The organism is Aminobacterium sp. MB27-C1, assembly GCF_030908405.1.
Lineage (GTDB): Bacteria > Synergistota > Synergistia > Synergistales > Aminobacteriaceae > Aminobacterium.
Window position 1 is genome coordinate 2,190,032 of sequence record NZ_CP133089.1, and the last position, 21,275, is coordinate 2,211,306.

The 21,275-nt window shown below is 42.2% G+C and carries 23 protein-coding genes and 1 pseudogene; 14 read left to right on the forward strand and 10 right to left on the reverse strand.

The annotated features are described in order from the left end of the window. The first annotated feature begins 11 nt into the window (after window positions 1–11). The 10 genes from RBH88_RS10540 (at window position 12) to RBH88_RS10585 (ending at window position 7,766) form a co-directional block, all read left to right on the forward strand. Entirely contained in the window at window positions 12–803 is a 792-nt protein-coding gene (locus RBH88_RS10540) for a DUF4198 domain-containing protein (protein ID WP_307879617.1), read from the forward strand. Next, window positions 803–1,405 (forward strand): cobalt transporter CbiM, encoded by a 603-nt coding sequence (gene cbiM, locus RBH88_RS10545; protein ID WP_213692187.1) that lies wholly within the window; start codon window positions 803–805, stop codon window positions 1,403–1,405. Before RBH88_RS10540 ends, cbiM begins: the two co-directional genes overlap by 1 nt. Then, complete coding sequence (locus RBH88_RS10550) at window positions 1,402–2,013, forward strand: carboxypeptidase-like regulatory domain-containing protein (RefSeq protein ID WP_213692188.1); 612 nt, start codon at window positions 1,402–1,404, stop codon at window positions 2,011–2,013. The genes cbiM and RBH88_RS10550 overlap by 4 nt, the downstream gene beginning before the upstream one ends. Next, window positions 2,000–2,722: a cobalt ECF transporter T component CbiQ gene (gene cbiQ / locus RBH88_RS10555; protein ID WP_307879618.1), complete on the forward strand. Its 723-nt coding sequence runs from the start codon at window positions 2,000–2,002 to the stop codon at window positions 2,720–2,722. The genes RBH88_RS10550 and cbiQ overlap by 14 nt, the downstream gene beginning before the upstream one ends. Then, a complete protein-coding gene (locus RBH88_RS10560; protein WP_213692190.1) occupies window positions 2,719–3,375 on the forward strand; it encodes an energy-coupling factor ABC transporter ATP-binding protein in 657 nt (218 codons plus the stop codon). The genes cbiQ and RBH88_RS10560 overlap by 4 nt, the downstream gene beginning before the upstream one ends. 57 nt (window positions 3,376–3,432) lie before the next feature. Next, on the forward strand, window positions 3,433–3,807 hold the full coding sequence (locus tag RBH88_RS10565; RefSeq protein ID WP_213692191.1) for a metalloregulator ArsR/SmtB family transcription factor: 375 nt from the start codon (window positions 3,433–3,435) through the stop codon (window positions 3,805–3,807). Beyond that, window positions 3,773–4,015, forward strand: coding sequence for a thioredoxin family protein (locus tag RBH88_RS10570; protein WP_213692192.1), 243 nt, complete (start codon window positions 3,773–3,775; stop codon window positions 4,013–4,015). Before RBH88_RS10565 ends, RBH88_RS10570 begins: the two co-directional genes overlap by 35 nt. 86 nt (window positions 4,016–4,101) lie before the next feature. After that, window positions 4,102–5,265, forward strand: coding sequence for a permease (locus RBH88_RS10575; protein WP_307879619.1), 1,164 nt, complete (start codon window positions 4,102–4,104; stop codon window positions 5,263–5,265). A 67-nt stretch (window positions 5,266–5,332) separates the two neighbouring features. Beyond that, on the forward strand, window positions 5,333–7,468 hold the full coding sequence (locus tag RBH88_RS10580) for a heavy metal translocating P-type ATPase (RefSeq protein ID WP_307879620.1): 2,136 nt from the start codon (window positions 5,333–5,335) through the stop codon (window positions 7,466–7,468). Window positions 7,469–7,511: 43 nt separating this feature from the next. Beyond that, complete coding sequence (locus RBH88_RS10585) at window positions 7,512–7,766, forward strand: (2Fe-2S)-binding protein (protein ID WP_307879621.1); 255 nt, start codon at window positions 7,512–7,514, stop codon at window positions 7,764–7,766. Window positions 7,767–7,848: 82 nt separating this feature from the next. On the opposite strand, the gene RBH88_RS10590 is transcribed toward RBH88_RS10585, so the two are convergent. The 4 genes from RBH88_RS10590 to RBH88_RS10605 all read right to left on the reverse strand — a co-directional run bounded on the left by RBH88_RS10590 (window position 7,849) and on the right by RBH88_RS10605 (window position 11,320). Continuing rightward, window positions 7,849–8,454, reverse strand: coding sequence for a hypothetical protein (locus tag RBH88_RS10590; RefSeq protein WP_213692195.1), 606 nt, complete (start codon window positions 8,452–8,454; stop codon window positions 7,849–7,851). A gap of 14 nt (window positions 8,455–8,468) precedes the next feature. Next, a complete protein-coding gene (locus RBH88_RS10595) occupies window positions 8,469–9,596 on the reverse strand; it encodes a VIT1/CCC1 transporter family protein (protein ID WP_213692196.1) in 1,128 nt (375 codons plus the stop codon). 70 nt (window positions 9,597–9,666) lie between these two features. Beyond that, window positions 9,667–10,209: a phosphoribosyltransferase family protein gene (locus RBH88_RS10600; protein WP_213692197.1), complete on the reverse strand. Its 543-nt coding sequence runs from the start codon at window positions 10,207–10,209 to the stop codon at window positions 9,667–9,669. A 7-nt stretch (window positions 10,210–10,216) separates the two neighbouring features. After that, a complete protein-coding gene (locus RBH88_RS10605) occupies window positions 10,217–11,320 on the reverse strand; it encodes an NCS2 family permease (protein ID WP_307879622.1) in 1,104 nt (367 codons plus the stop codon). A gap of 183 nt (window positions 11,321–11,503) precedes the next feature. On the opposite strand from RBH88_RS10605, the gene RBH88_RS10610 reads away from it, so the two are divergent. Next, a complete protein-coding gene (locus RBH88_RS10610) occupies window positions 11,504–12,121 on the forward strand; it encodes an FmdE family protein (protein ID WP_307879623.1) in 618 nt (205 codons plus the stop codon). Here RBH88_RS10610 and RBH88_RS10615 read toward each other — a convergent pair whose 3' ends face one another. From RBH88_RS10615 to RBH88_RS10630, 4 genes are all read right to left on the reverse strand, one after another. Next, window positions 12,122–12,877, reverse strand: coding sequence for an ABC transporter ATP-binding protein (locus tag RBH88_RS10615; protein ID WP_307879624.1), 756 nt, complete (start codon window positions 12,875–12,877; stop codon window positions 12,122–12,124). Then, entirely contained in the window at window positions 12,874–13,944 is a 1,071-nt protein-coding gene (locus RBH88_RS10620; protein ID WP_307879625.1) for an iron ABC transporter permease, read from the reverse strand. The genes RBH88_RS10615 and RBH88_RS10620 overlap by 4 nt, the downstream gene beginning before the upstream one ends. A 9-nt stretch (window positions 13,945–13,953) precedes the next feature. Next, complete coding sequence (locus RBH88_RS10625; RefSeq protein WP_213699449.1) at window positions 13,954–15,078, reverse strand: iron ABC transporter substrate-binding protein; 1,125 nt, start codon at window positions 15,076–15,078, stop codon at window positions 13,954–13,956. 123 nt (window positions 15,079–15,201) lie between these two features. After that, window positions 15,202–16,317 carry a glycosyltransferase gene (locus RBH88_RS10630; RefSeq protein WP_213692203.1) on the reverse strand — a complete coding sequence of 372 codons (1,116 nt, stop codon included), beginning with the start codon at window positions 16,315–16,317 and terminating at the stop codon, window positions 15,202–15,204. Window positions 16,318–16,446: 129 nt separating this feature from the next. Between RBH88_RS10630 and RBH88_RS10635 the strand changes: the two genes are divergently transcribed. Beyond that, window positions 16,447–16,860: a PaaI family thioesterase gene (locus RBH88_RS10635; RefSeq protein ID WP_307879626.1), complete on the forward strand. Its 414-nt coding sequence runs from the start codon at window positions 16,447–16,449 to the stop codon at window positions 16,858–16,860. Here RBH88_RS10635 and RBH88_RS10640 read toward each other — a convergent pair. After that, window positions 16,857–17,423, reverse strand: a pseudogene (locus RBH88_RS10640) (peptide-methionine (S)-S-oxide reductase MsrA); the annotation flags it as partial. The gene RBH88_RS10635 and the pseudogene RBH88_RS10640 sit on opposite strands and share 4 nt — an antisense overlap. Window positions 17,424–17,733: 310 nt before the next feature. Between RBH88_RS10640 and RBH88_RS10645 the strand changes: the two are divergent. Together RBH88_RS10645 and RBH88_RS10650 are read left to right on the forward strand one after the other, a co-directional pair. Next, entirely contained in the window at window positions 17,734–19,137 is a 1,404-nt protein-coding gene (locus RBH88_RS10645; RefSeq protein ID WP_307879627.1) for a YfcC family protein, read from the forward strand. A gap of 4 nt (window positions 19,138–19,141) precedes the next feature. Beyond that, on the forward strand, window positions 19,142–20,347 hold the full coding sequence (locus RBH88_RS10650) for a M20 family metallopeptidase (protein WP_213692205.1): 1,206 nt from the start codon (window positions 19,142–19,144) through the stop codon (window positions 20,345–20,347). Window positions 20,348–20,394: 47 nt separating this feature from the next. On the opposite strand, the gene RBH88_RS10655 is transcribed toward RBH88_RS10650, so the two are convergent. Beyond that, a complete protein-coding gene (locus RBH88_RS10655) occupies window positions 20,395–21,264 on the reverse strand; it encodes a DMT family transporter (RefSeq protein ID WP_307879628.1) in 870 nt (289 codons plus the stop codon). Between the last annotated feature and the right edge of the window lie 11 nt (window positions 21,265–21,275).

Genomic DNA, 21,275 nt, shown 5'->3' on the forward strand with positions numbered 1-21,275 from the left:
GGTTTTTAGCAGTGAGAAACTGGAAAAAACAAATTATTGTTCCTCTTGTTATGGTTTGCTCTTTATTTATTTTCGCTTCTCCATTATGGGCTCATTTTCAAGTTATTTTACCTAGCCAAAATATCGTATCGCAAGATGGAGAAAAAAAGGTGGAGCTCAATCTCCTCTTTACACATCCATTTGAACAACAGCTTATGAATATGGAAAAGCCCGTTCAATTTGGAGTTATGGCTCGCTCAGAAAAGACAGATCTTATGAAAACTCTTACTGAAGAAACATCAAAAGACGGTTTAAAAAGCTGGAAAGCTTCTTATGCAATAAAACGCCCAGGAGACCATATCTTTTACGTAGAACCTTCTCCGTACTGGGAACCAGCAGAAGATAAATATATTATTCATTACACAAAAACTGTTGTTAATGCTTTCGGAATGGAAGAAGGTTGGGATGAACCAGTAGGTCTTCGTGCAGAAATTATTCCTCTCACCCGCCCTTATGGCCTATGGGCTGGCAATGTTTTTCAGGGAAAAGTTGTGGTTGATGGAAAGCCTGTTTCTGGTGCAGATGTAGAAGTCGAGTTTTATAATGGGGAAAATGCTGTCAAAGCTCCTGCGGATCCTTTTATTACCCAGGTAGTACGCACAGATGATCAAGGTATTTTCACGTACGTAATGCCATGGGAAGGATGGTGGGGTTTTGCAGCTCTTACAGATGCTCCTGAAACGATGAAAACCCCTGATGGCAAAAATGATGCCGCTATAGAATTAGGGGCAGTTTTGTGGGTAAAGACGGTGAATAAAAACTAATGCATATTGCAGAAGGTGTACTTTCTCTTCCTGTTCTTCTTATTGGAGCTTCAGGAGCTGCTGCAGGTGTTGCAGTTGGTTTAAAAAAAATAAACATAGAGACGATTCCTCGTGCAGGAATCGTCTCTGCTGCTTTGTTCGTTTCATCTCTCATACACGTTAATATTGGTCCAACAAGTGCTCACTTAATTCTGAATGGCATCGGAGGTCTTTTACTAGGATTAGGTCTTTTCCCCTCATATCTTGTTGCCCTCTTTCTTCAGGCTCTTCTTTTCCAGTTCGGGGGTCTTGTGGTGCTTGGGGTTAATACATGTACTATGGCTTTATCTGGCATATTGGGAGGGCTATTAGGACGGTACCTTCTACGTCTTGGGAAACCTGTCTGGCTTGCCGGAGCTTTAGCTGGCGCCACTGGCGTAGCTGGTGCTGGCATCTTTACCGCTCTTGCTCTTGCGGGAAGTGGCGAAGCCTTTTTCATGACTGCCAAACTTATTCTTCTTGCCCATATTCCCGTTATAGGAATAGAATCACTTGTCGGGGCTTTTATCATGACATATATCTCTCGTGTTATGCCGTCTCTTTTGGAGGAATGGAAAAAATGAAAATAAGAACATTACTTGTTAAATTTTTGAGTATAACAATGATTCTTTTCATATGGGCTGGTGTAGCATCTGCTCATAAATTAAGTGTCTTTGCTTATATCGAAAACAATACTCTCGTCGGGGAAGCCTATTTCAATGATGGAGCGCCGGTTCGTCATTCTGCAATACACGTTAGTGACACCGAAAATAATCTAATTGCCGAAGGAACTACTGACGAAAAGGGCCAATTTTCTATCCCCATTGATATAACAGACCTACAGTCTCTCTTGGTTTCAGTAAATGGCGGTATGGGGCATATGGGGCAAACTGTAGTAACCATAGACACAGCAGAACCAGATAAAGCTACAGAAAAAGCAGAAAAAGAAACTAATTCAAATGCAACAGAAAGTTCAAATTCAACAATCTCTCTCTCAGAAGAAAATATTTCTGCTCTTATGCAGGAAATCGTTCAAAAAGAAATGGCCCCTCTTCGAAACGAACTTTTTTTGCTTCGTAAGGAGATTTCAAAACCTAAATTGAGTGAAATTATTGGCGGGATAGGGTATATTGTAGGTCTTGTTGGAGTAGCCCTCTGGGTTGGAGGACGTAAAAAGTATGGGCAACAGTAATTTTCCTTCTTTAAACTATCAAATTGATATTCCTGAAGGCTTTTTAAATCGAATTCCTGCTTCGATTAAAGTTGTGCTTGTCTTCATATTCGCTTTATGTGTCGCTTTTCTGCAATCTGTTGCAGCACAACTCTTTTTGCTTGTTTATGCTATTATGCTCGTTGCTATTGCTCGTATTCCCATCAAGGTACTTAGTTCTCGTCTTCTTGCTCTTAATGGTTTTATTCTTATGATGTGGTTAACGCTTCCTTTCTCTTCTGAAAGTGGAACCCACCTTGCGTTGCTTATTACAATTAGAGCTCATGCAGCAACCTTGGCATTTATAGCTCTTTTGCGGACAACATCCATGCCAGACCTTCTACAGGCACTTCACCTTCTTCACGTTCCCCAAAAGCTTATTCTTTTGCTTCACTTCACATATAGATATGCTCACGTTTTGTCAGAAGAACTACAAAAAATTCATAAAAGCATGGTATTAAGAGGATTCCATCCTTCTTTATCCTTTACAACATTCAGCGCTTACGGTAACCTTGTCGGCATGTTGCTTATACGAAGTATCATTCGTTCAGAGCGAGTTTCTAAAGCTATGGTATTACGTGGATTTAATGGATCTTTCCCGTTTTTCCCCTCTCATGTAATACCTTCGTCTCCTGATACTCTTCGCATGGCAGCTCTCTATGTTCTGTTGGCGGGGTGTTTTATTGTATGATGCCACTATTGCGCTTAGAAAATATTGCTTTTGCCTATCCCAGAAGTTTGCCTTTATTTACAAATCTCTCTTTTGAAATATTTGAAAAAGAAAAAATCTATATTCGAGGAAAAAATGGAGCAGGGAAAACCACTCTCTTTTCTCTGATTATGGGATTGCTCCGCCCACAGCGAGGAGACATCCTTCTTAAGGGAAACGTGATTAAAACTTCAAAGGATCTTCGGTATTTACGCCAGAGAATAGGCTTCCTTTTTCAAGATCCCGATGATCAGCTTTTTTGCCCAACACTGCTTGATGACGTGCTCTTTGGCCCTCTCAATGCAGGCATCAATAAAGAAGAGGCCCATAAACAAGCTATAGATGTTTTGGAAACCCTTAACATATCCAATCTTGCCCATACGCCTCCATATGCCCTGTCTGGGGGGCAAAAGAGACTAGGAGCCTTAGCAGCCGTTCTTGCAATGAAACCAGACCTATTGCTGCTTGACGAACCTTCAAGTGGTCTTGATGAAGATGCTTGGCACAATCTCGTAAATGTTCTAAATCAGCTTGATATGGCTCTTATTATCGCCTCGCATGACATCCCCTTTCTGGAACATGTAACTCACCAGGGATACGAACTCTCATCTGGAACGCTCACATTTTCACAATAAGGTATTGACATATATCCCTCCCTATGTGGTAATATTGCCACATAGGGAGGGATTGGTTTGGATGCAAAGCTACAACAAGAAAAGGCCGCCATTTTTAAAGCGTTAGGACATCCCGTACGCCTTTCCATTGTGGAAGCCCTAGCCAAGAAAGAAATGTGTGCCTGCGAAATCGCTGATCTTTTCCACTTTGATAGAACAACCATCAGCAAGCACCTCGCCCTTCTTCGGGATCTTGATATTATAGATGACCGTAAAGAGGGTTTGCATATTTATTACTCTTTGAAAATGCGTTGTCTCTTCTCTATGTTGCAATGTGTTGAACATACTATTCAGGGACATCCGATTCATAAAGAGCATTATGCTTCGTGCTTGTGCATGATGGGAAAGGAGACAAAAAATGAAGATACAGATACTGGGAACAGGCTGCCCTAAGTGTAAAAAACTTGCGGAAATGACTGAAAAAGCAGCACATGATTTGAACATTGATTATGAGCTTGAAAAGGTAACAGATATTAAGGATATTATGTCTTTCGGGGTCATTGGTACTCCGGGACTCGTAGTAGACGGGAAAGTGCTTCTTGCAGGTCGAGTGCCAACAGAAAATGCTCTAAAAGACCTCCTCCGCAACGAAATAAAGTAAGAAACTACCCCGATTTTTCAATCGGGGTTTATTTAAGAGGCTTATGTGAAGTATTCGCCACTTACTAACGAAAGGACGCAAACAGTATGAGTGATCGAAAAAAATTTCTATGGATTGTTTCAGCATTTTTGTTATTTTATTTTCTACCGGCAGACGCCCCTCGCATTCACGGAGCAGCGATAGAAGCTCTGGCCATGCTCCATGAGTATGCCAGAGAACACGTTCTACTATGTCTTGTACCGGCCTTTTTTATTGCCGGAGCTATTTCTGTTTTTGTCAGTCAACAATCTGTCATGAAATATTTAGGCAGTCAGGCAAAAAAGATTGTTTCGTACTCTGTTGCAGCCGTTTCAGGAACAATTCTTGCTGTCTGTTCATGTACTGTTCTTCCGCTCTTCGCCGGAATCTACGCTCGGGGAGCTGGAATTGGGCCTGCCTCAGCTTTCCTCTATTCAGGACCAGCCATAAATGTTTTGGCAATTATCCTGACAGCAAGGGTTCTCGGTTTTGAAATGGGTTTGGCACGTGCCATTGGAGCCATTGTCTTCAGCATTCTTATAGGGCTCGCCATGGCTTTTATTTTTAGAAAAGAGGAAGAGAAACGTCAGGAAGGTTTCGCATCCGTACCCATAGAAGAGCCAACACGACCTCTGTGGCAAACTGTATGGACTATGGCCAGTATGGTTATTTTTCTTGTCTTTGCCAACTGGGCTGCTCCTAAACTGGAATCTGGAACGTGGGCAGCAATATATAACGTAAAGTGGGTTTTAGCCGGTCTCGCTCTGCTTTCCACTATCTGGGCCACCGTGAAATGGTTCTCCAGAGATGAACAAAGTGAATGGCTTGGCGCAACATGGGGATATGGCCTTCAGGTTTTACCACTACTTTTCTCAGGAGTGCTGCTCGCTGGTTTCCTGTTGGGACGCCCGGGGCATGAAGCTCTTATTCCGAGTCAATATGTTGCAGCTCTCGTCGGAGGGAATTCCATCTTCTCAAACTTCTTTGCCTCAATCGCCGGAGCTTTCATGTATTTTGCCACACTAACTGAAGTTCCTATTCTTCAGGGGCTTATGGGGGCAGGAATGGGGAAAGGTCCCGCTTTAGCCCTTCTTTTAGCTGGACCCGCTCTTTCTCTCCCTAATATGTTAGTTATTCGAAGCATCATGGGGACTAAAAAAACAATTGCCTATGTCTCTCTTGTCGTTATTCTATCCACTTTAGCAGGAATTATTTACGGAACCTTTTTTTAACGGCTCTGTTTAGCATTTATACATTTGCGCAGGGCTTCGAGAGCAAGCGAAAAGGATGTGAATATATATGCAACACTACAAGCTTAAAGAACTTAACTGCCATGGCTGCGCTTCTCTTATCGAGGCTGAAATATCGAATATTCCTGGCGTTACAGGTGCTCTCTTTGATTTTGATACCAAAATACTGAGAGTTGAAACTGCCAGTAATAATCTCGAAGACCAAGTCAAAGCTATCGTTAATCGTATTGAACCCGGAGTCACCGTGGAATCTCTTGATGAAGAACCTTTTCTTCAGACAAAAAGTTTAACTTCAACATGGAGAGTTCTCTATGAGCGATTTCAAGAAGAAGGAAAAAGCTTAGTTGCAGGAGCGTTACTTTTCGCCATTGGTCTCATTTTCAGAAAACAACTTTCATCAACGCCATACGCTATAGGAGAATATGGCGTTTTCCTCCTTGCCTATTTTCTGAGCGGCCAAGAAGTACTCTGGAACACTCTCAAAAATTTAAAAGCTCGAAAAGGTATGGACGAATTCTTCCTGATGTCTATCGCCACAATTGCTGCCATTCTTATTGGGGAACTTCCAGAGGCTGTAGCAGTTATGCTTTTTTATAGAACAGGAGAACTCTTTCAAGAGATTTCTGCCTCTCGTTCTAGAAGTTCTATCAAGTCTCTTCTGGCTGCCCGCCCTCAACACGCGCAAGTCCTCAGAGATGGGGAGGAAATAGAGCTAAAACCAGAAGATGTCCGCATAGACGATCTTATTATCGTCAGGCCAGGAGAAAAGATACCTCTTGATGGAATGATCGAATCGGGGTTTTCTCAAATCGATCAATCGCCTCTTACCGGAGAACCTGTTCCTATACAAGCCGAACCAGGCAAAAACGTCTATGGAGGAAGCATCAATTTACGCGGTGTTCTTACGATTCGAGTTACATCTCTCTTTGAGGAAACAGCCATAGCTAAAATACTCGAAATGGTAGAATTTGCCGTTGCCCGAAAGTCTCCGACAGAGCGTTTTATTACGACCTTTGCGAAGTATTACACACCAGCGGTTGTTATAGGAGCCGCAGCTGTTGCTATCATTCCACCCCTCGTAGGAAATGGCACATTCGCAAGCTGGCTATACAGAGCCCTTGTACTTCTCGTTATTTCGTGTCCCTGCGCTCTGGTAATCAGTATTCCACTCGGTTATTTTGGAGGAATCGGAGCGGGGTCACGCCAGGGGATTCTTATCAAAGGCGGTAACGTTCTCGATGCTCTTACTTCGGTAAAAACCGTTGCTTTCGATAAAACGGGAACCCTGACACAAGGAGTTTTTTCCGTAACCCAAATTGTTCCTCAAGAGGGCATTGAAGCAAAAGAACTTCTTACACTTGCTGCATCTTTAGAGCAAGGATCAAATCACCCTATAGCCCGTTCTATAACAGATGCTGTTAAAGAAAACAATCTTATCACTCCAGAATCTCTTGAAGAATTTGCCGGCAAGGGGTTACACGGTGTTATAGAAGGAGAAATTATAAACGTAGGAAATTCAAAGCTACTTGATGAAGAGGGCTTCAAAAACATTACAACACCTGAGCAGGGAACGATTGTTCATGTAACTCGCGGTAATCATTATCTCGGCTATATTGTTGTTTCAGACGTTATTCGTTCTGACGCTTATCAAACATTACAAGCTTTAAAAAAAGCTGGCGTAGAAAAAACCGTTATGTTAACAGGCGATTCAGAAAGCGGAGCAAAATGGGTGGCAAATAAAGTAGGAGTCGACACCTATGCAGCGAACTTGTTGCCTCAAGACAAAGTTACTGAACTCAACAAGTTGAAATCGGAGTTGCCCATCAAAAATACAACAATCTTTGTCGGAGACGGCCTTAATGATGCTCCTGCGCTGGCAGCATCCGACATCGGCATAGCCATGGGGGGGTTGGGATCTGAAGCTGCCATAGAAACAGCCGACGTGGTCATTTTAGACGATGCTCCTTCTAAAGTGGCAGACGCTCTTCTTCTCGCACGGAGAACTCGGCATATAGTGTGGCAAAACATTGTTCTTGCCCTTGCTACGAAAGGATTTTTCATAGCCCTCGGAATAGCAGGCATAGCAGGGATGTGGGAAGCCGTATTTGCTGATGTAGGAGTTGCCCTTCTGGCTGTGTTGAATTCGACGCGGACAATGAACTTCACCTCGGCGAATACGAGATGAGATAAAGAAGAAAATTTTTGAATTTATAGAGGAGAGGAGACAGATGATGGACTGGGAAAAAGCACCTCGTGATACTGTCGTTTGTTACTGCAAAAATATCAATAAACAACAAATATTGCGTGCCGTAACAGATGGAGCAAAAACCTTGAAAGATATTCAGAATATAACCGGAGCCTGTACTGGAAATCAATGCGAGACATTGAATCCTTCTGGGAAATGTTGTTCAAGTGATATTAACGAACTTCTGCGTATCTATGTACCTGTTTTTGAACGACTTTCAAGTGGCAACTGTGGTTGAAAAAAATAGCGATTATGTCTCGTGGAGACAACAAAGATAAAATCGCATACTAAAGTAAGAGGGGAACAATATCGTTTCCCTCTTACTTTTTGACGGCTTCAATACATCGCGTCAAAGCACGATCATATATCTCTTTATCAGGACAATAGAGACGGAGAACCGTTTTATTTTTTTTCTTTAAGCCAATAACACGCCACTTTTCAAAGGGTTCTATTGTGTCAACACGATTCCAATATACTCTTTTCTCGGCTCTTTTCGTTACATCCAGGTCAGAAACAGGAAATGGACGAGTGGCAAAAAGAGGGGCATGAGAAACGGCACGTCCACGTACAGTTACATACAAAACGCCCTCTCTGTCGAGATAAAAGCGCCCATAGAAACGATTGCTGAAAAATAAAAGAGAAACGAGAACAAAAACACCACTAAACATTAAAGCGGCAAATCCCCCAACCTTAATAGCCAGCCATAAAGCATAAATGGTAAAAACGCCACTCAAACCAAAAATAGCAATAACGCCTATTCCCGTTACTACAATCCAAATAAAGAGGGCAAATATGATAAATTCTATAAGAACAAAAGGATTGGAAAGCATGGGAATTCCCGTTTCCCATGAAAGGGGCTTTTCTTCCCTTTCATTCCGATCACTTCCAGGTTCACGCAATAAAACATCTTTCATGTGCCGAGTCATGATCTTCCTCCCTTCTATCCTCCCAAACTTACTCCTATGAGCCTTCCTATAACATAGGTAACGCCAGCAGCACTAAGCCCAAAGAAAATCTGGCGCAATCCAGAGAAAAGAAGGCTCTTACCTGTAACAAGAGTAATACCGGCACCAATAAGGAAAAGGCCAATGGTACTTAATAGAGCGCTCAATATAATAGCAGCGGTTCCTTCAAGAAAAAAGAAGGGAAAAACGGGAAATATCGCCCCTATAGAAAACAAGAAAAAGGATGTTAAAGCTGCCTCCCATGCGGAACCGCCAAGTTCGTCGGGATCTATACCAAGTTCTTCGCGAGCAAGAGTGTCGAGAGCTGTATTAGGATCAGAAATCATATGATGTGCCATTTGACGGGCTTTTTCTGGAGCAATACCTTTGGCCTGATAGATAAGAGCCAACTCTTCCATTTCTTCTTCAGGACTCTCTTCAAGTTCTTCCTGTTCAATACCAATCTGATTCTCATAAAGTTCTCTGGAACTCTGAACAGAGAGCCATTCACCTAAAGCCATGGAAATAGCTCCTGCTAAAAGGCCTGCCAAACCTGTTATGAGAATAGTATGAGCACTCATTTCTGCACCAGCAACCCCCATAACAAGGCTTAAATTAGAGACGAGACCATCATTCGCTCCAAGTACGGCAGCACGCAGAGCATTGCCTCCTGTTGCCGGGTGGCGACCTTCAAGGCGGGCTACTGCCCCACCTTCAAGACCTTTACCTTCTTTAGATAAAACACGGAAAATTCGAGAGTGAGATCGCTCCTGAGCAGCCATGGATTGGGCAAGTGGATCGTTCTGCTCTGAATATGATGAACCGGCTTTACTTTCTATAGCTGCTACAGAGGGAAGAATAAAAGAGGTGCCCAATACTTTAGAAAGAAAGGTATATGTGCGTAAACGCCATCCTTTTTTGAATACGGGAACCACGCCGCCGGATTCTTCTATTTTTTTCACCCATTTGGCAGCGTGGCTCCGTTCAGTTTCTGCTAAGCGTTTATAAATATCTGCTAAAGACTCATTTTTTTCATGGAGAGTCATTATATCGTAAAGTTCTGCTGCTTCTAGTTCTTCTAAAAGATTTCGTTTATATCGTTTAAGATCATCTGATGCTGTCAATTTTTTCCTCTCCTTCCAGTACATAAAAAGACGCTTCCATTGTACATTCTGGAGAGAAAAGAGAAAAAGATTATTCTTTAAAAACGGGTAATTTTTCGAGATAAATTACATCTTTCCCATCGTAGCCACCCTCTTCGAGTAATACAGCCACCTTAGCCACAACTGTGCAATTGACATGAGAGAGAAGGTTTTCAAGTGCCTTTAATGATCCGCCAGTAGAAACAACATCGTCTACAATGCAAACTTTTTTATTTTCAAGTTTCGCTGCATCAAGTCCATCAAGAACGATAACCTGTGGTTCCCTAGTGGTTATAGACTGTACTTTCTCAATAACAGGATTCTCCATATATCCCTTAACTGACTTGCGGACAATAACATAATTTATACCTAAACGTCTGGCTATAGCATGAGTTAAAGGAATACCCTTTGCCTCGGGACAAACAAGGTAATCTACGCCTTCCGGCAATTTTCGATACAAGTCTTCAGCTGTTCGTTCTATAAGTTCAGTATCGCCAAGCATAACAAAAGAAGCAATAACAAGATCATCTGCAACACGTACTTTTTTTAAATTTCTGGTCAAGCCAGAAAGATGTAATTCGTAAATGTCTTTCACTTTATCATCACACTCCGAAGAAAAATTTGATCGCTAATCCTGCAAGCAAGCCGAAGAAGGGGTTCCAACGGGCAGAGACAAGGGTTGTCGCTGCAATGACCATACCCCATGGGCCAAAGCCAAAAGGCCCAGCAAATTCAGGTGCAGAAACAATAGCTCCCTGGATATTTGTTGCAAAAGTAACGAAAGTTCCAAGAATAAAAAGGAAACCGGCAATGGAAGAACGGTGCACATATCGTCCAATGACAGGAAGAAGTTTGAGAAGCAGAATCAACGCCATAAGAGCCATCATAATAACGGAGGCAAGAATGGGATTGGGGGCTGTTGCCGTTCCGGAAATAATAGCCTCTACAGGTCCACCGCCAAAAAGAGACGAGCCCATATCCGCCAAGCTGGAGTAAATAGCAAGGTCATCAATGTTGGTGTTAACTCCCGCAATATTGCCCGTAATTTTTCCAAAACTGATATTAGCTCCTATGTTGAGACAGGCAAGGGCAAGTCCACCAACTAGGATTCGAGGGTGTTTCCAAATTTGCCACTCGATATTTCCAAAATGGAAGCGTTCACGTGAAAGGTCGACCTTTACCTCTTCAAGGGCTACTTTTTTGCTGACTCGAAGATAGTTATATATAGCTGTGGAAACAAGAACTGAAATAATAATCGTCCAGGCCAGGTCTTTCGTTATAAGCCAAACGGCAAAGCCTGATATCATTGACGCTGTTCCGGACCAACGCTCAGAGTTCAGAAGTTCAACAGCGACATAGGCCAACATAATGCCGACACCGGCCATCATAGATGAAACGATGGTGGGGCCAATAAATTGCACAATGGCTTCATTCAAACCCAGAACTGAAGGAATTATAAGAAAGGCTGCACCCCAGAAAACGAGGCTTAAACGTTCTTTAACGTTACGTCCCATAGTTCCAGCCAGGGTAATCGTCTCTGCCTGAAAGGAAATTGTTGCGACAGAATTAAATGTAAGGGAACCTGCAATACCTATGATAAAAGCGATTGCCGTAGGAAAAGCGGCAAAACCAAAACTTAAAGCGAGTAATCCTTGAGGAATTCCGTTTACTACAACAGCTAGAGCTGTAAGAATATTGGTAAGCATAATGATCACGTTCTCCTTGTATAAGAGTTCAACTTCCGGGGGACCCCGAATGCAAACATTTTTACCCAAAAAGTGTTTTTTGTAAAGGTATAAAGGCAATATTCAGCTTTTCCCCTATTTATTGTTTAAGATATAATAGTGTTATGATTTTAAAAATTAGTAGCACGAAAAAGGAGGCAAAGCATGACTCTACCGACCATAACATCCGAAAATCTTGAACAGATTATCTCCTTTCACGGACACTGGTGTCCTGGTCTGGCTATCGGAATACGAGCTGCCCAGATTGCCCTTTCTCAAATTGGGCACAGTTCTGACGAAGAGATGGTCGCTTTGTGTGAAACTGATATGTGCGGAATAGACGCCGTCCAATTCCTTACGGGATGTACTCTGGGGAAAGGGAACCTTATTGTCCGACCATATGGGAAGATGGCCTTTTCTTTTTACAGAAGGAAAGATGGAAAAGCGATTCGTCTCGTTTTAAAAAAAGATTCCGGAAAGGGAACAGGCAGCTCCGACTATCGGGAACTTCAAAAAAAAGTCAACATGAACACTATTACAGAAGAAGAACGTCTTCACTTTGAAGAACTTAGAAAAGAACGATGTAACGCGATCATGACAATGCCCATCGACGAACTTTTCGAAATAAAAGAAGTACGAGAACCTGTTCCTGCTCACGCTCCAATGACAGGAAGTCTTACATGTGCTCTTTGCGGAGAAAGCGTTATGGAAACAAAGGCACGATTTTTTCAAGGAAATAGCTACTGCCTTCCCTGTTTCGAAAAAATCGTACCTCGTCCATAATCACCATGCAGGGATAATAACTGGAGTTCCATGAATAAATTCAATATCCACGTCAATATCGTAAATATCGGCAATAACAGAGGGAGAAATTTCTTTTTTACCTAAAACGTAGCGAATTTCTCCCTTTTTCATAAAAATAAAGCGATCTCCATATCTCAAAGCCATTGTAAGATCATGAATTGACATCACTGCCGAAAGACCATGTCCTTGAATTATATGCTTTAAGGTTTCCATAATTTCAATCTGATTTCGTACATCAAGACTGCTGATGGGCTCGTCAAGCAATAAAATCTGGGGCTCTTGCACCAAAGCCCTGGCAATCGTTACCTTTTGCAGTTCTCCACCGCTCATTTCATCAAGATAGCGAAGAGCGAGGTCATCAAGACCGAGAGTGTGAATAATTGCATCAACCTTTTTGATGTCACTCTCTGCAAGACGCCACCCAACGTACGGCCGACGGCCAAGGAGAATAGCATCAAAAGCCGTCAGACGAACTTTTTCGCAACTTTGAGGAACATATCCAATACGCCTGGCAATGTCTCGTCCCGACATATGAAGCATATCTTTCTTTTCTAAATGAATAGTTCCTTTTTGAGGTCGATTAATACCATTTAAACAACGAAGAAGCGTTGTTTTTCCAGATCCGTTAGGTCCAAGGATCATTACCATCTCCTGTCTTCCTACAGACAACGATATATCTTTTAAAATAAGATGTTGCCCATAAGCAAAATGGAGATCCTCAACCGAAAGAATCATGAACGGCCCCTCCTCAGAACAAGCCAGATAAAAAGAGGAGCTCCCAAGAAAGACGTCAGCACAGAAACAGGAAGGATACGAGGAGCGAGAATAAGCCTTGCAGCCGTATCAGCTCCCAAAAGAAGAAGGGCACCGAAAATAGCAGTTCCTGGAATAAGAAATCGATGGTCATCACCGATAATCAATCGAACCATATGTGGACATACGAGACCGACGAAACCTATAACACCTACGAAGGCAACTATTACGGCCGAGACAAGGGAAGCACAGAGCATTCCCATAAGACGAATTCGCTGCACCTGAACTCCCAGCCCCAATGCGGCCTCTTCCCCTGCATCAATAGCGTTGTAATCCCATCGATGAATAAAGAAATAAATGAGCACTATACCGATAAAAAGGCTCATAATCCGGAGTTCTTTCCATCCTGCCCTGGCCACATCTCCAAAGGTCCAAAAAACCATAGCCGCCAGCTGGGCATCATCAGCAAAATACTGCAATAACATTGTAGCTGCCGTAAAAAGCGAGGCAAGGGCCACTCCTGTCAAAGCCATTGATTCAGGTGAAGCTCCCCTCATTCTTGAAAGCAAAATAATAATTCCCGTAGCTATCAAGCTCGATAAAAAAGCGGCTCCAGTAGCAGCGAAGGGGCTAAAAATAGCAATAGCATCTGCTTGACTACTATGCATTTTCCCTGCCCCAAGAACCATAACAGAAAGTGCTGCTCCAAAAGCCGCTGCATTTGAAATACCTAAGGTAAAGGGAGATCCCAAAGGATTTCGCAAAATAGATTGCATTACGACACCAGCAACAGAAAGGGCCGCACCTGCAACAAGAGCAGCTAATGTCTGTGGAAGACGGACGTTCCAAATAATCAATCGCCACTTGCTCATTTCTCCTCTTCCTGTGAGTGTAGCAAGAACATCCATCGGAGGAATACGAACGGCCCCTAACGAAATTGACATAACCACCGTTACCGCCAGTAAGACAAGCCCCATACCAAGCCATAACCTTTTTTTAACCTGATATTCTTTATAGACTGGTGAAAGTGTTCCTTCTTCCAAATGCACGATTTGTCCCTACTTTAACGGAATTTTTTTGAATGCCATGTGGCTAAAGAGAGCGTTTATCTCTTCAAAAACACCTTTTCCTACAAGAAATGTATATATTTCATCAGCCTTTTGTGCTGGATCAATATCTTCAAAATGGTCAGGATAAAGAATCTTTCCTACAAAATATGCATCAGCAAGTATGGAACCGAAATTTTGAGTGTACCAATTATATGGAAGAACGCCGTACACATTTCCGCTCTTTACAGCCCGAAGCTCTTTGTAGACGGGGTCATTTTTTAATTCCCACACTGCATTTGTCTGCTCACCGCCGTTCAGAGTAGAGAGATCAACGAAAATGATATCGGGGTCCCATTCAAGAAGCTTTTCTCGCGCAATATCGGCGTGAGTATTTTTATTGGAAACACCGTGATCTGGAGAAGCTACATGGCGTGCTTTGGTAAAGATAAAAGGAGGATAGGCCAATTCTGTCGACCTAAATCCATGAGCACCCCGAGAAGCAACTCCACCGACATAACATGTTTTCCGTTCGGAATCGGCAATATTTTGTGTTCTTTGCTCCAGGTCAGCAATACTCTTTTCAAAATATTCAATAATCGCTTCAGCCCGATCGGCACGATCTACAATTTTGCCCATAATACGTAAAGAAGCATAGAGGTCTTCACGCAAATGTGCCAGATTACCATAATTTAGTCCAACAACGGGAATACCCGTCTTTTCTTGTAAAACCCGAGCCGGAATGCCAGCATCAGGATAGGTTTTAAAGATTACCTCAGGCAAGGGACTTAAACCAAGAATAAGTTCGGGATGGGCATTACCTCGAAACTCTCCCATAAGAGGCATATCTCTAAATTGAGGATTAGCTAAAGCGTAAGGGCGCGGTCCGAAATCTTTTCTTTTTTCATTATCTTCCACAGCAACTACGAGATCTTGCGCCTGCAAATATGTAAGAAGTCTGAGACATCCAGAACCAGAACAGACAACATGTTGAATTGAACTCGGAACCTCAATTTGCTGCCCGGTTCCGTCAGTAATAATCTGCAATGTGTCACTTTTTTCGGAAGCCATTCCTTGGAGAGGGAAAATTACTATACAAAAGAGAAGCATACTACACAACGTCTTGCGCCACTTCATAAATAACACCCCTTCTTCATAAAAAAGCTAAATGATAGCACGAACTTTGTAAATCGTAGCACATATAGGGTGAAAGAGCAAAATCATCTCTGGGGTGTTATTTCCCCTTTTCAATGCAACCTGCTAATGGTTATTCAAAGAAAGCAGAACAGTATCGGCAATCATCTTGGCAGCCTGAGGAGAGGCTAATTTCCGTGTCTCACAGCGCAACTCAAAAAGACGATTATGAGCTGTATGTAACTCCCTCACATGATGCACAACATCAGCAGCTGACCTCGCCCAAATTCCCGCTCCACACGATTCGATATACCGGGCATTATTTATTTCCTGCTTCGGAATAGGATTAATCATGAGCATGGGAACGCCGACGCAAAAAGCTTCACTCACGGTAAGACCTCCCGGCTTAGTAATCATAAGGTCGGCTTCCTTCATATAATGATCCAGATTATTGACAAACCCAAGAAGTTTGCAATGAAGCCTTTCTGGAATCTGTCGGCGTTTCAACTGATCAATAAGATCTTCATTTCGACCAGCAACGAGGGTAAGAGAAAGATGCAATCCCGTTTCAATCAATCCTTCAACAATATCCAAAACGATAGAATTAGGCACACTGCTTGCAACAAACAGAAGGGAAAATGGCGTTTGCGGTAATTTTTTACCAGTAAAAGTATTAAAGCAATCTGCGTATTTCTTCATTACGGGAATACCGGAAATTATAATTTTATTTTCAGGAATTCCGGCCCCTATAAGCTCTTTTTTTACAATATCTCCTCCGACAAAATATGTATCAACACCTTCATTCACCCACATTCTATGAAGGCCATAATCTGTCACCACTCCATAAATTTTCCCATCATACATACCTTGTTCTCTCATATAAGAAAGTACCGTGAGAGGAAAAAAGTGCGTACCCACACAAACATCGGGTTGATTTTCTGTAAGATAACGCATGAATTTCTTAACGTTTTCCATATTGATTTTCTCAAGTAACCGAAGAACGGCACTCTCTTCCCGATCCTGATCGGTTAATTCATACATGACTTTACAAGCGATATGGGCGTGTTCACTCACAAAAGCATAAACATCGCTATATGACCATTTAAAAAGATCACTTGAAAAATCAAGTAAATCCATAACTACATTTGGCACCTTCCGACTATCAAGTTCTTCTTGAATAGCCCTAGCCGCCGTTCTGTGTCCACTGCCGGCCGATACATAAACCAGATGAACCGGTCTCACAGTTTTCAACCTCCTTGTTTAATACAACCTCTTAGTGAATAAAAATAACTTTTGTGTATTATTATATCGTTTCTCTACAACGTGTTTTCTGTAAAAACACTGGTTTTAATAGTGAGGAGTTGAGTACATATGCTTGAAAAATTAGAAGGATCACACGGTTGTTTCGTTTGTGATACAAGCGGCACAAACCCTCGTTCGCTAATGCTTGAAATTTATTGGGATGAAGAAAGACATAATACCGTTATTTCCTTTACCCCCGATATTTCTCATTGCGGGTATGAGGGGGTTGTGCATGGTGGAATAATTGCCTCGATTTTCGATGACTCTATGGCATGGGCTATAAAAAAAGAAACTGGGAGCTGGGCGGTGACTGCCACGTTCGAAATACGATATAAAATGCCAGTGAAAGTAGGTGAGACCTATACTTTTCAAGGGAAAATAGAGACAGCACGAGGAAAAAAGATATGCACATCTGCGCTGGTCAAAGATTGCGATGAAAAGATATTGGCAACAGCATCTGCCTTGTTTATATTAAAAATCTAACGACTGAGCACAATATTTCTTAATCGTCTTTGTCCCTCTTCTGAAAGTTCTAACGAGGAAAGCTCTTTATCAAATGTTTCAATAGTTCCATATCCACCAAGGTAGCCATTGACTCTCGAGACAGCGGTTGACTTAAGAAATTCCTCAAGAGAGGAATAACGATGCTCATATTCACGAAAAAGCTCTCGGTTGAGCCTGAGCCAGTATTTCTGATGATATGCTTCAGCTAAATAAAAAGTTTGTAAGGGAAGAATCTGCGTTTTGACAGATCGTCCTGTTTCTTTTTCTATTCTCTCTTTCCAAGCTAAGGCAGCCTTTTGTTGTTTCTCGTTCGCATAAAAAATAGCAGACATATATTGTCTTGAAAAAAACATGCGTGTGGGATCGTGTCCTTGGGAAAACACATCAAGCAAATGTTCATACGAAATTTGTTCAGGATCATACTCGACCTGAATACTTTCTGTATGATCTCCAATATTGTGATATGTAGGATTCAATGTCGTTCCACCGGTATATCCCACGCGTGTACTTACGACACCTGGAAGGATCCCAAACTGGGCATCTGGCCCCCAAAATCACCCTAAAGCAAAAACAGCCCAAGCCAATACATTCAAGACTCCCATTTTATCGGCCTCCTTTATAGCTACCTAGGCCTACCCCCCATCCCTATTTTCACTATAATACACTAAATAAACTATATTTTGTTAATCTCTGCGCCAAGCACAACACTATTAATTTTTGGCATTGCATTTATTCCTTTAGAAGTGTAATATGACAAAATTGCAAAAAGTAGCAGAGAAAGGGGCCATCAAATTGTAGGTTTATGGTCAGGCATTTTCAAACTTAATTTTTTCATGAAAGGTGGTAAACAAAGTGGAGATATCGACAAAAAAGAAATGGTATGAACGCATTCCTCATCCCTACATCCTTCTCTTCTTTATCGTTGTTTTAGCTGGCATTATGACATATCTTGTGCCTGCCGGTGAATTTGAAAGAACTAAAATTGCCGGACGTATGGCCGTTGTTCCTGGAACATTTCATTATATTGCTCAATCACCAGTCAGCTTCTTCGATCTTTTTAAAGCAATACCCCTCGGGATGATCGCTTCATCGAGCATTATCTTTATTACCTTTATATCAGGAGCCCTTTTCAATGTTCTCGAATCTACAGGCGCTCTTGAAAACGGTGTTGGTGTTACGGTTAAAAAACTTGGAGCAGAGAGCTACAAGAAACTTATCTGGATTGTTACTCTTATTTTCGGCTTTTTGGGTGCAACAGTAGGTTTTGAAAATAATATCGCTCTTGTTCCTATCGCTGTTTTCGTAGCTATTGCTCTTGGCGGTGACTTGATGGTCGGCGCTGGTATGGCTGTTGCTGGAATAGGCATGGGGTTTGCTACATCCCCAATCAACCCTTATACAATTGGTACATCAGACATGATCGCCCAGCTTCCCATGTTCTCTGGCGCCGGTTTGCGATCTCTTTTCTGTTTTACAGCTGTAGCTATTACTGCTCATCACACTTGCCGCTACATGGCTCGTATTCTCGACGATCCAAGTCAAAGCCTTGTCGCCGATATTAGTACTGAAGGCCTTCGACTTACTCATCCTATTGAAGAGTATCACTTGAAAAAGTCGGATAAATTAGTGCTTACAAGCTTCCTTATCGGCCTTGGCATTATACTCTACGGCGTTTTTAAATGGAAATGGTACATCAATGAAATGTCAGCTATCTTTATAATGATTGCCATAGCAGCTGGTCTTTTCGCAAAAATGTCTCCTAGCGATATTATTAATAAGATGATTCAGGGAGCAGGGAATATAGCAGGAGGAGCGCTCGTCATAGGTGTAGCGCGAGGAATTCAGGTGCTTCTTGATATGGGACACGTCAGTGACACGATCGTTAATGCACTTGCTTCCCCATTACAGCATCTTCCTACAATTCTTTCAGCTATCCTCATGACACTTGTTCATAGCGTAATCAACTTCTTCATTCCTTCTGGAAGTGGTCAGGCTATGGCGACAATGCCTATTATGATTCCTCTCAGCGATCTCATTGGTATGACTCGTCAGACAGCTATTATGGCCTTCCAGGTTGGAGATGGAATTATGAATCTTATCTTCCCAACAGTCGGTGGTCTCCTTGCTATGCTTGCATTAGCTCGGGTTCCTTTTGATAGATGGTTCCGATTCTGCTTCCCTCTCATTATCAAAATCTTGTTGGCAAGCTGGATATTCTTGACCATTGCTGTTCTCATTAATTGGGGGCCAGCGTAAAGAAATGAAAGAAAAATTGATATATCGGGCCAAGGAAATAGAAAAAAATATTATTGAATGGCGTCGTCACCTTCACGCCTGGCCTGAACTTTCCTTCAAAGAGGAAGAGACAAGTAAGTATATTGCTTCTTTACTCACGTCTATGGGATATGAGCATATTCACATTGGCACTGCCGGTAGACCCACCGGAGTCGTAGCTGAACTTAACAGTGATCATTCCGGACTCTGTGTTGCACTGCGAGCTGACATAGACGCGTTGCCTATAACTGAAAAGACAGGGCTCTCCTTCGCTTCAAAAAACGAAGGCGTTATGCATGCCTGCGGTCATGATGCACATATAGCTATCCTTTTAGGAGCTGCTCAGCTACTTTCCGAAATTCGAGAAGAACTTCCTGGTAAAGTAAAGCTCATCTTTCAGCCTTCAGAAGAATCGGCCGATTACATTCAAGGAGCACGAGCCGTTATTGATGAACATGCTTTAGACGGAGTAGACGCAATTTTCGGTTTACATGTATGGCAACCTACCCCCAGCGGCGTTCTTGCATGGAAGGAAGGTTCTATTATGGCCTGTTCCGATCGTTGGAAACTAACCATACGAGGAAAAGGCGGACACGGGGCTTCTCCTCATCAAACAAATGACCCTACGATTGCAGCTGCTCATTTTATCGCAATGGCCCAGTCATTTGTAAGCAGAGAACTGGATCCTCTTAAAACAGCCGTTGTTTCTGTCGGAGAAATGAAAGCCGGGAATGCCTTTAATGTCATTCCAGATTATGTATCTCTTATAGGAACAGCTCGAGCCTTCGAACCTGAAGTCAGAGAAGCCATGGCTGGTAGTCTTGAACGAGTAGCAGAACATTGTTGCGCCGCGTTACGCTGCAAAGCAGAATTCATATATGAGAGGAATCTGCCTCCAACAGTTAACGATCCTGAGATGACACGTTTTGGGGTAAAGGCTGCTACGCTGGTTTTCGGAGAAAAGAATGTGATGGAAACTCAACCTACCATGGGGGGAGAGGACTTTAGCTACTATCTGGACAAAGTTCCGGGAGCGTTTTTCTTTCTCGGTATTGGGAATAAAGAAAAAGGCTTTACGTACCCTCATCATCATCCTCGTTTTATGGTAGATGAAGATGTTCTTTCCGCAGGATCTGCTTTTGAAGCCATTCTGGCATTCAATTATCTCAATTCCTGTTCGAAAAAGTTATAAAAAATAGAGGAACGAAGCTCCTTATTCAATTTAAAAGCGTCGTTCCTCTATTCATATTTTGCTCTTTGAACACAAGCAACCCCGCCAATAGCCAATGCTCCTCCAACAAGAGAAAGAACGGAAGGATTTTCTCCTAACCAAAACCATCCTAAGGAAATTGCTATGACAGGCGAAAGATAAAGCAAGCTTGCAACCCTGGAAACAGGAAATTTGCATAAATCATAGGCCCATAATACATAGGCAATAGCTGTTGGGAAAATTCCTAAATACAAAACTGCACATGAAGAAGAGATTGAAGCAGAAATAACACTCTCAAACAAGTTTCCACTAAACGGAAGCATCATCAATGCTCCAAACCATATAACATATGTAGTTAAAGGAAGGGCTCCGTATTTGGAAAGAAGTTTTTTCTGATATATGAAATAAAAGCTTTCTGAAAAAGCAGCAAAGAGTATCCAGAGAGCACCAAATGAGAAAGAAATACCTCCCCCAATATTGAAAGCAAGAATTCCAGCTCCTAAAAAACTGATGGAAATACCTACCCAACCCTTTCCCCTCATCTTTTCCCTTACAATAAAAAAAGAAAGAATGGCTGTAAATACAGGTGCAGTGGCATTTAATAGGCTTATTGTCCCTGCAGTAACAGTCTTTGCTCCTGTATTGAGAGGAAGATGATAGAGCACCACACCCGTCAGTGAAAAGAATAAAATCATCGGCAGGTCTCGTATTTCAGGAAGACCGAATTTCTTTATCTTAGAGTAAATAACAAGTAACAGCGAGGCAATAATAAAGCGTAATGTTGCTATCTCCATGGGAGTATATCCAGAAAGAGCATATCGTATACTAGGAAAGGCTGATCCCCAGAAGAGAATTGGTAATGCTAAAGCAATAAAGGCCAAGAAATTCTGCTTCTTCACAGACAAAACTC

Bases quoted from the DNA above. Each gene is read 5' to 3' on its own strand.
- cbiM (WP_213692187.1), top strand. From the start codon at position 803: ATGCATATTGCAGAAGGTGTACTTTCTCTTCCTGTTCTTCTTATTGGA.
- RBH88_RS10550 (WP_213692188.1), top strand. From the start codon at position 1,402: ATGAAAATAAGAACATTACTTGTTAAATTTTTGAGTATAACAATGATT.
- cbiQ (WP_307879618.1), top strand. From the start codon at position 2,000: ATGGGCAACAGTAATTTTCCTTCTTTAAACTATCAAATTGATATTCCT.
- RBH88_RS10560 (WP_213692190.1), top strand. From the start codon at position 2,719: ATGATGCCACTATTGCGCTTAGAAAATATTGCTTTTGCCTATCCCAGA.
- RBH88_RS10570 (WP_213692192.1), top strand. From the start codon at position 3,773: ATGAAGATACAGATACTGGGAACAGGCTGCCCTAAGTGTAAAAAACTT.
- RBH88_RS10575 (WP_307879619.1), top strand. From the start codon at position 4,102: ATGAGTGATCGAAAAAAATTTCTATGGATTGTTTCAGCATTTTTGTTA.
- RBH88_RS10580 (WP_307879620.1), top strand. From the start codon at position 5,333: ATGCAACACTACAAGCTTAAAGAACTTAACTGCCATGGCTGCGCTTCT.
- RBH88_RS10585 (WP_307879621.1), top strand. From the start codon at position 7,512: ATGATGGACTGGGAAAAAGCACCTCGTGATACTGTCGTTTGTTACTGC.
- RBH88_RS10590 (WP_213692195.1), bottom strand. From the start codon at position 8,454: ATGACTCGGCACATGAAAGATGTTTTATTGCGTGAACCTGGAAGTGAT.
- RBH88_RS10605 (WP_307879622.1), bottom strand. From the start codon at position 11,320: ATGCTTACCAATATTCTTACAGCTCTAGCTGTTGTAGTAAACGGAATT.
- RBH88_RS10610 (WP_307879623.1), top strand. From the start codon at position 11,504: ATGACTCTACCGACCATAACATCCGAAAATCTTGAACAGATTATCTCC.
- RBH88_RS10615 (WP_307879624.1), bottom strand. From the start codon at position 12,877: ATGATTCTTTCGGTTGAGGATCTCCATTTTGCTTATGGGCAACATCTT.
- RBH88_RS10625 (WP_213699449.1), bottom strand. From the start codon at position 15,078: ATGAAGTGGCGCAAGACGTTGTGTAGTATGCTTCTCTTTTGTATAGTA.
- RBH88_RS10635 (WP_307879626.1), top strand. From the start codon at position 16,447: ATGCTTGAAAAATTAGAAGGATCACACGGTTGTTTCGTTTGTGATACA.
- RBH88_RS10650 (WP_213692205.1), top strand. From the start codon at position 19,142: ATGAAAGAAAAATTGATATATCGGGCCAAGGAAATAGAAAAAAATATT.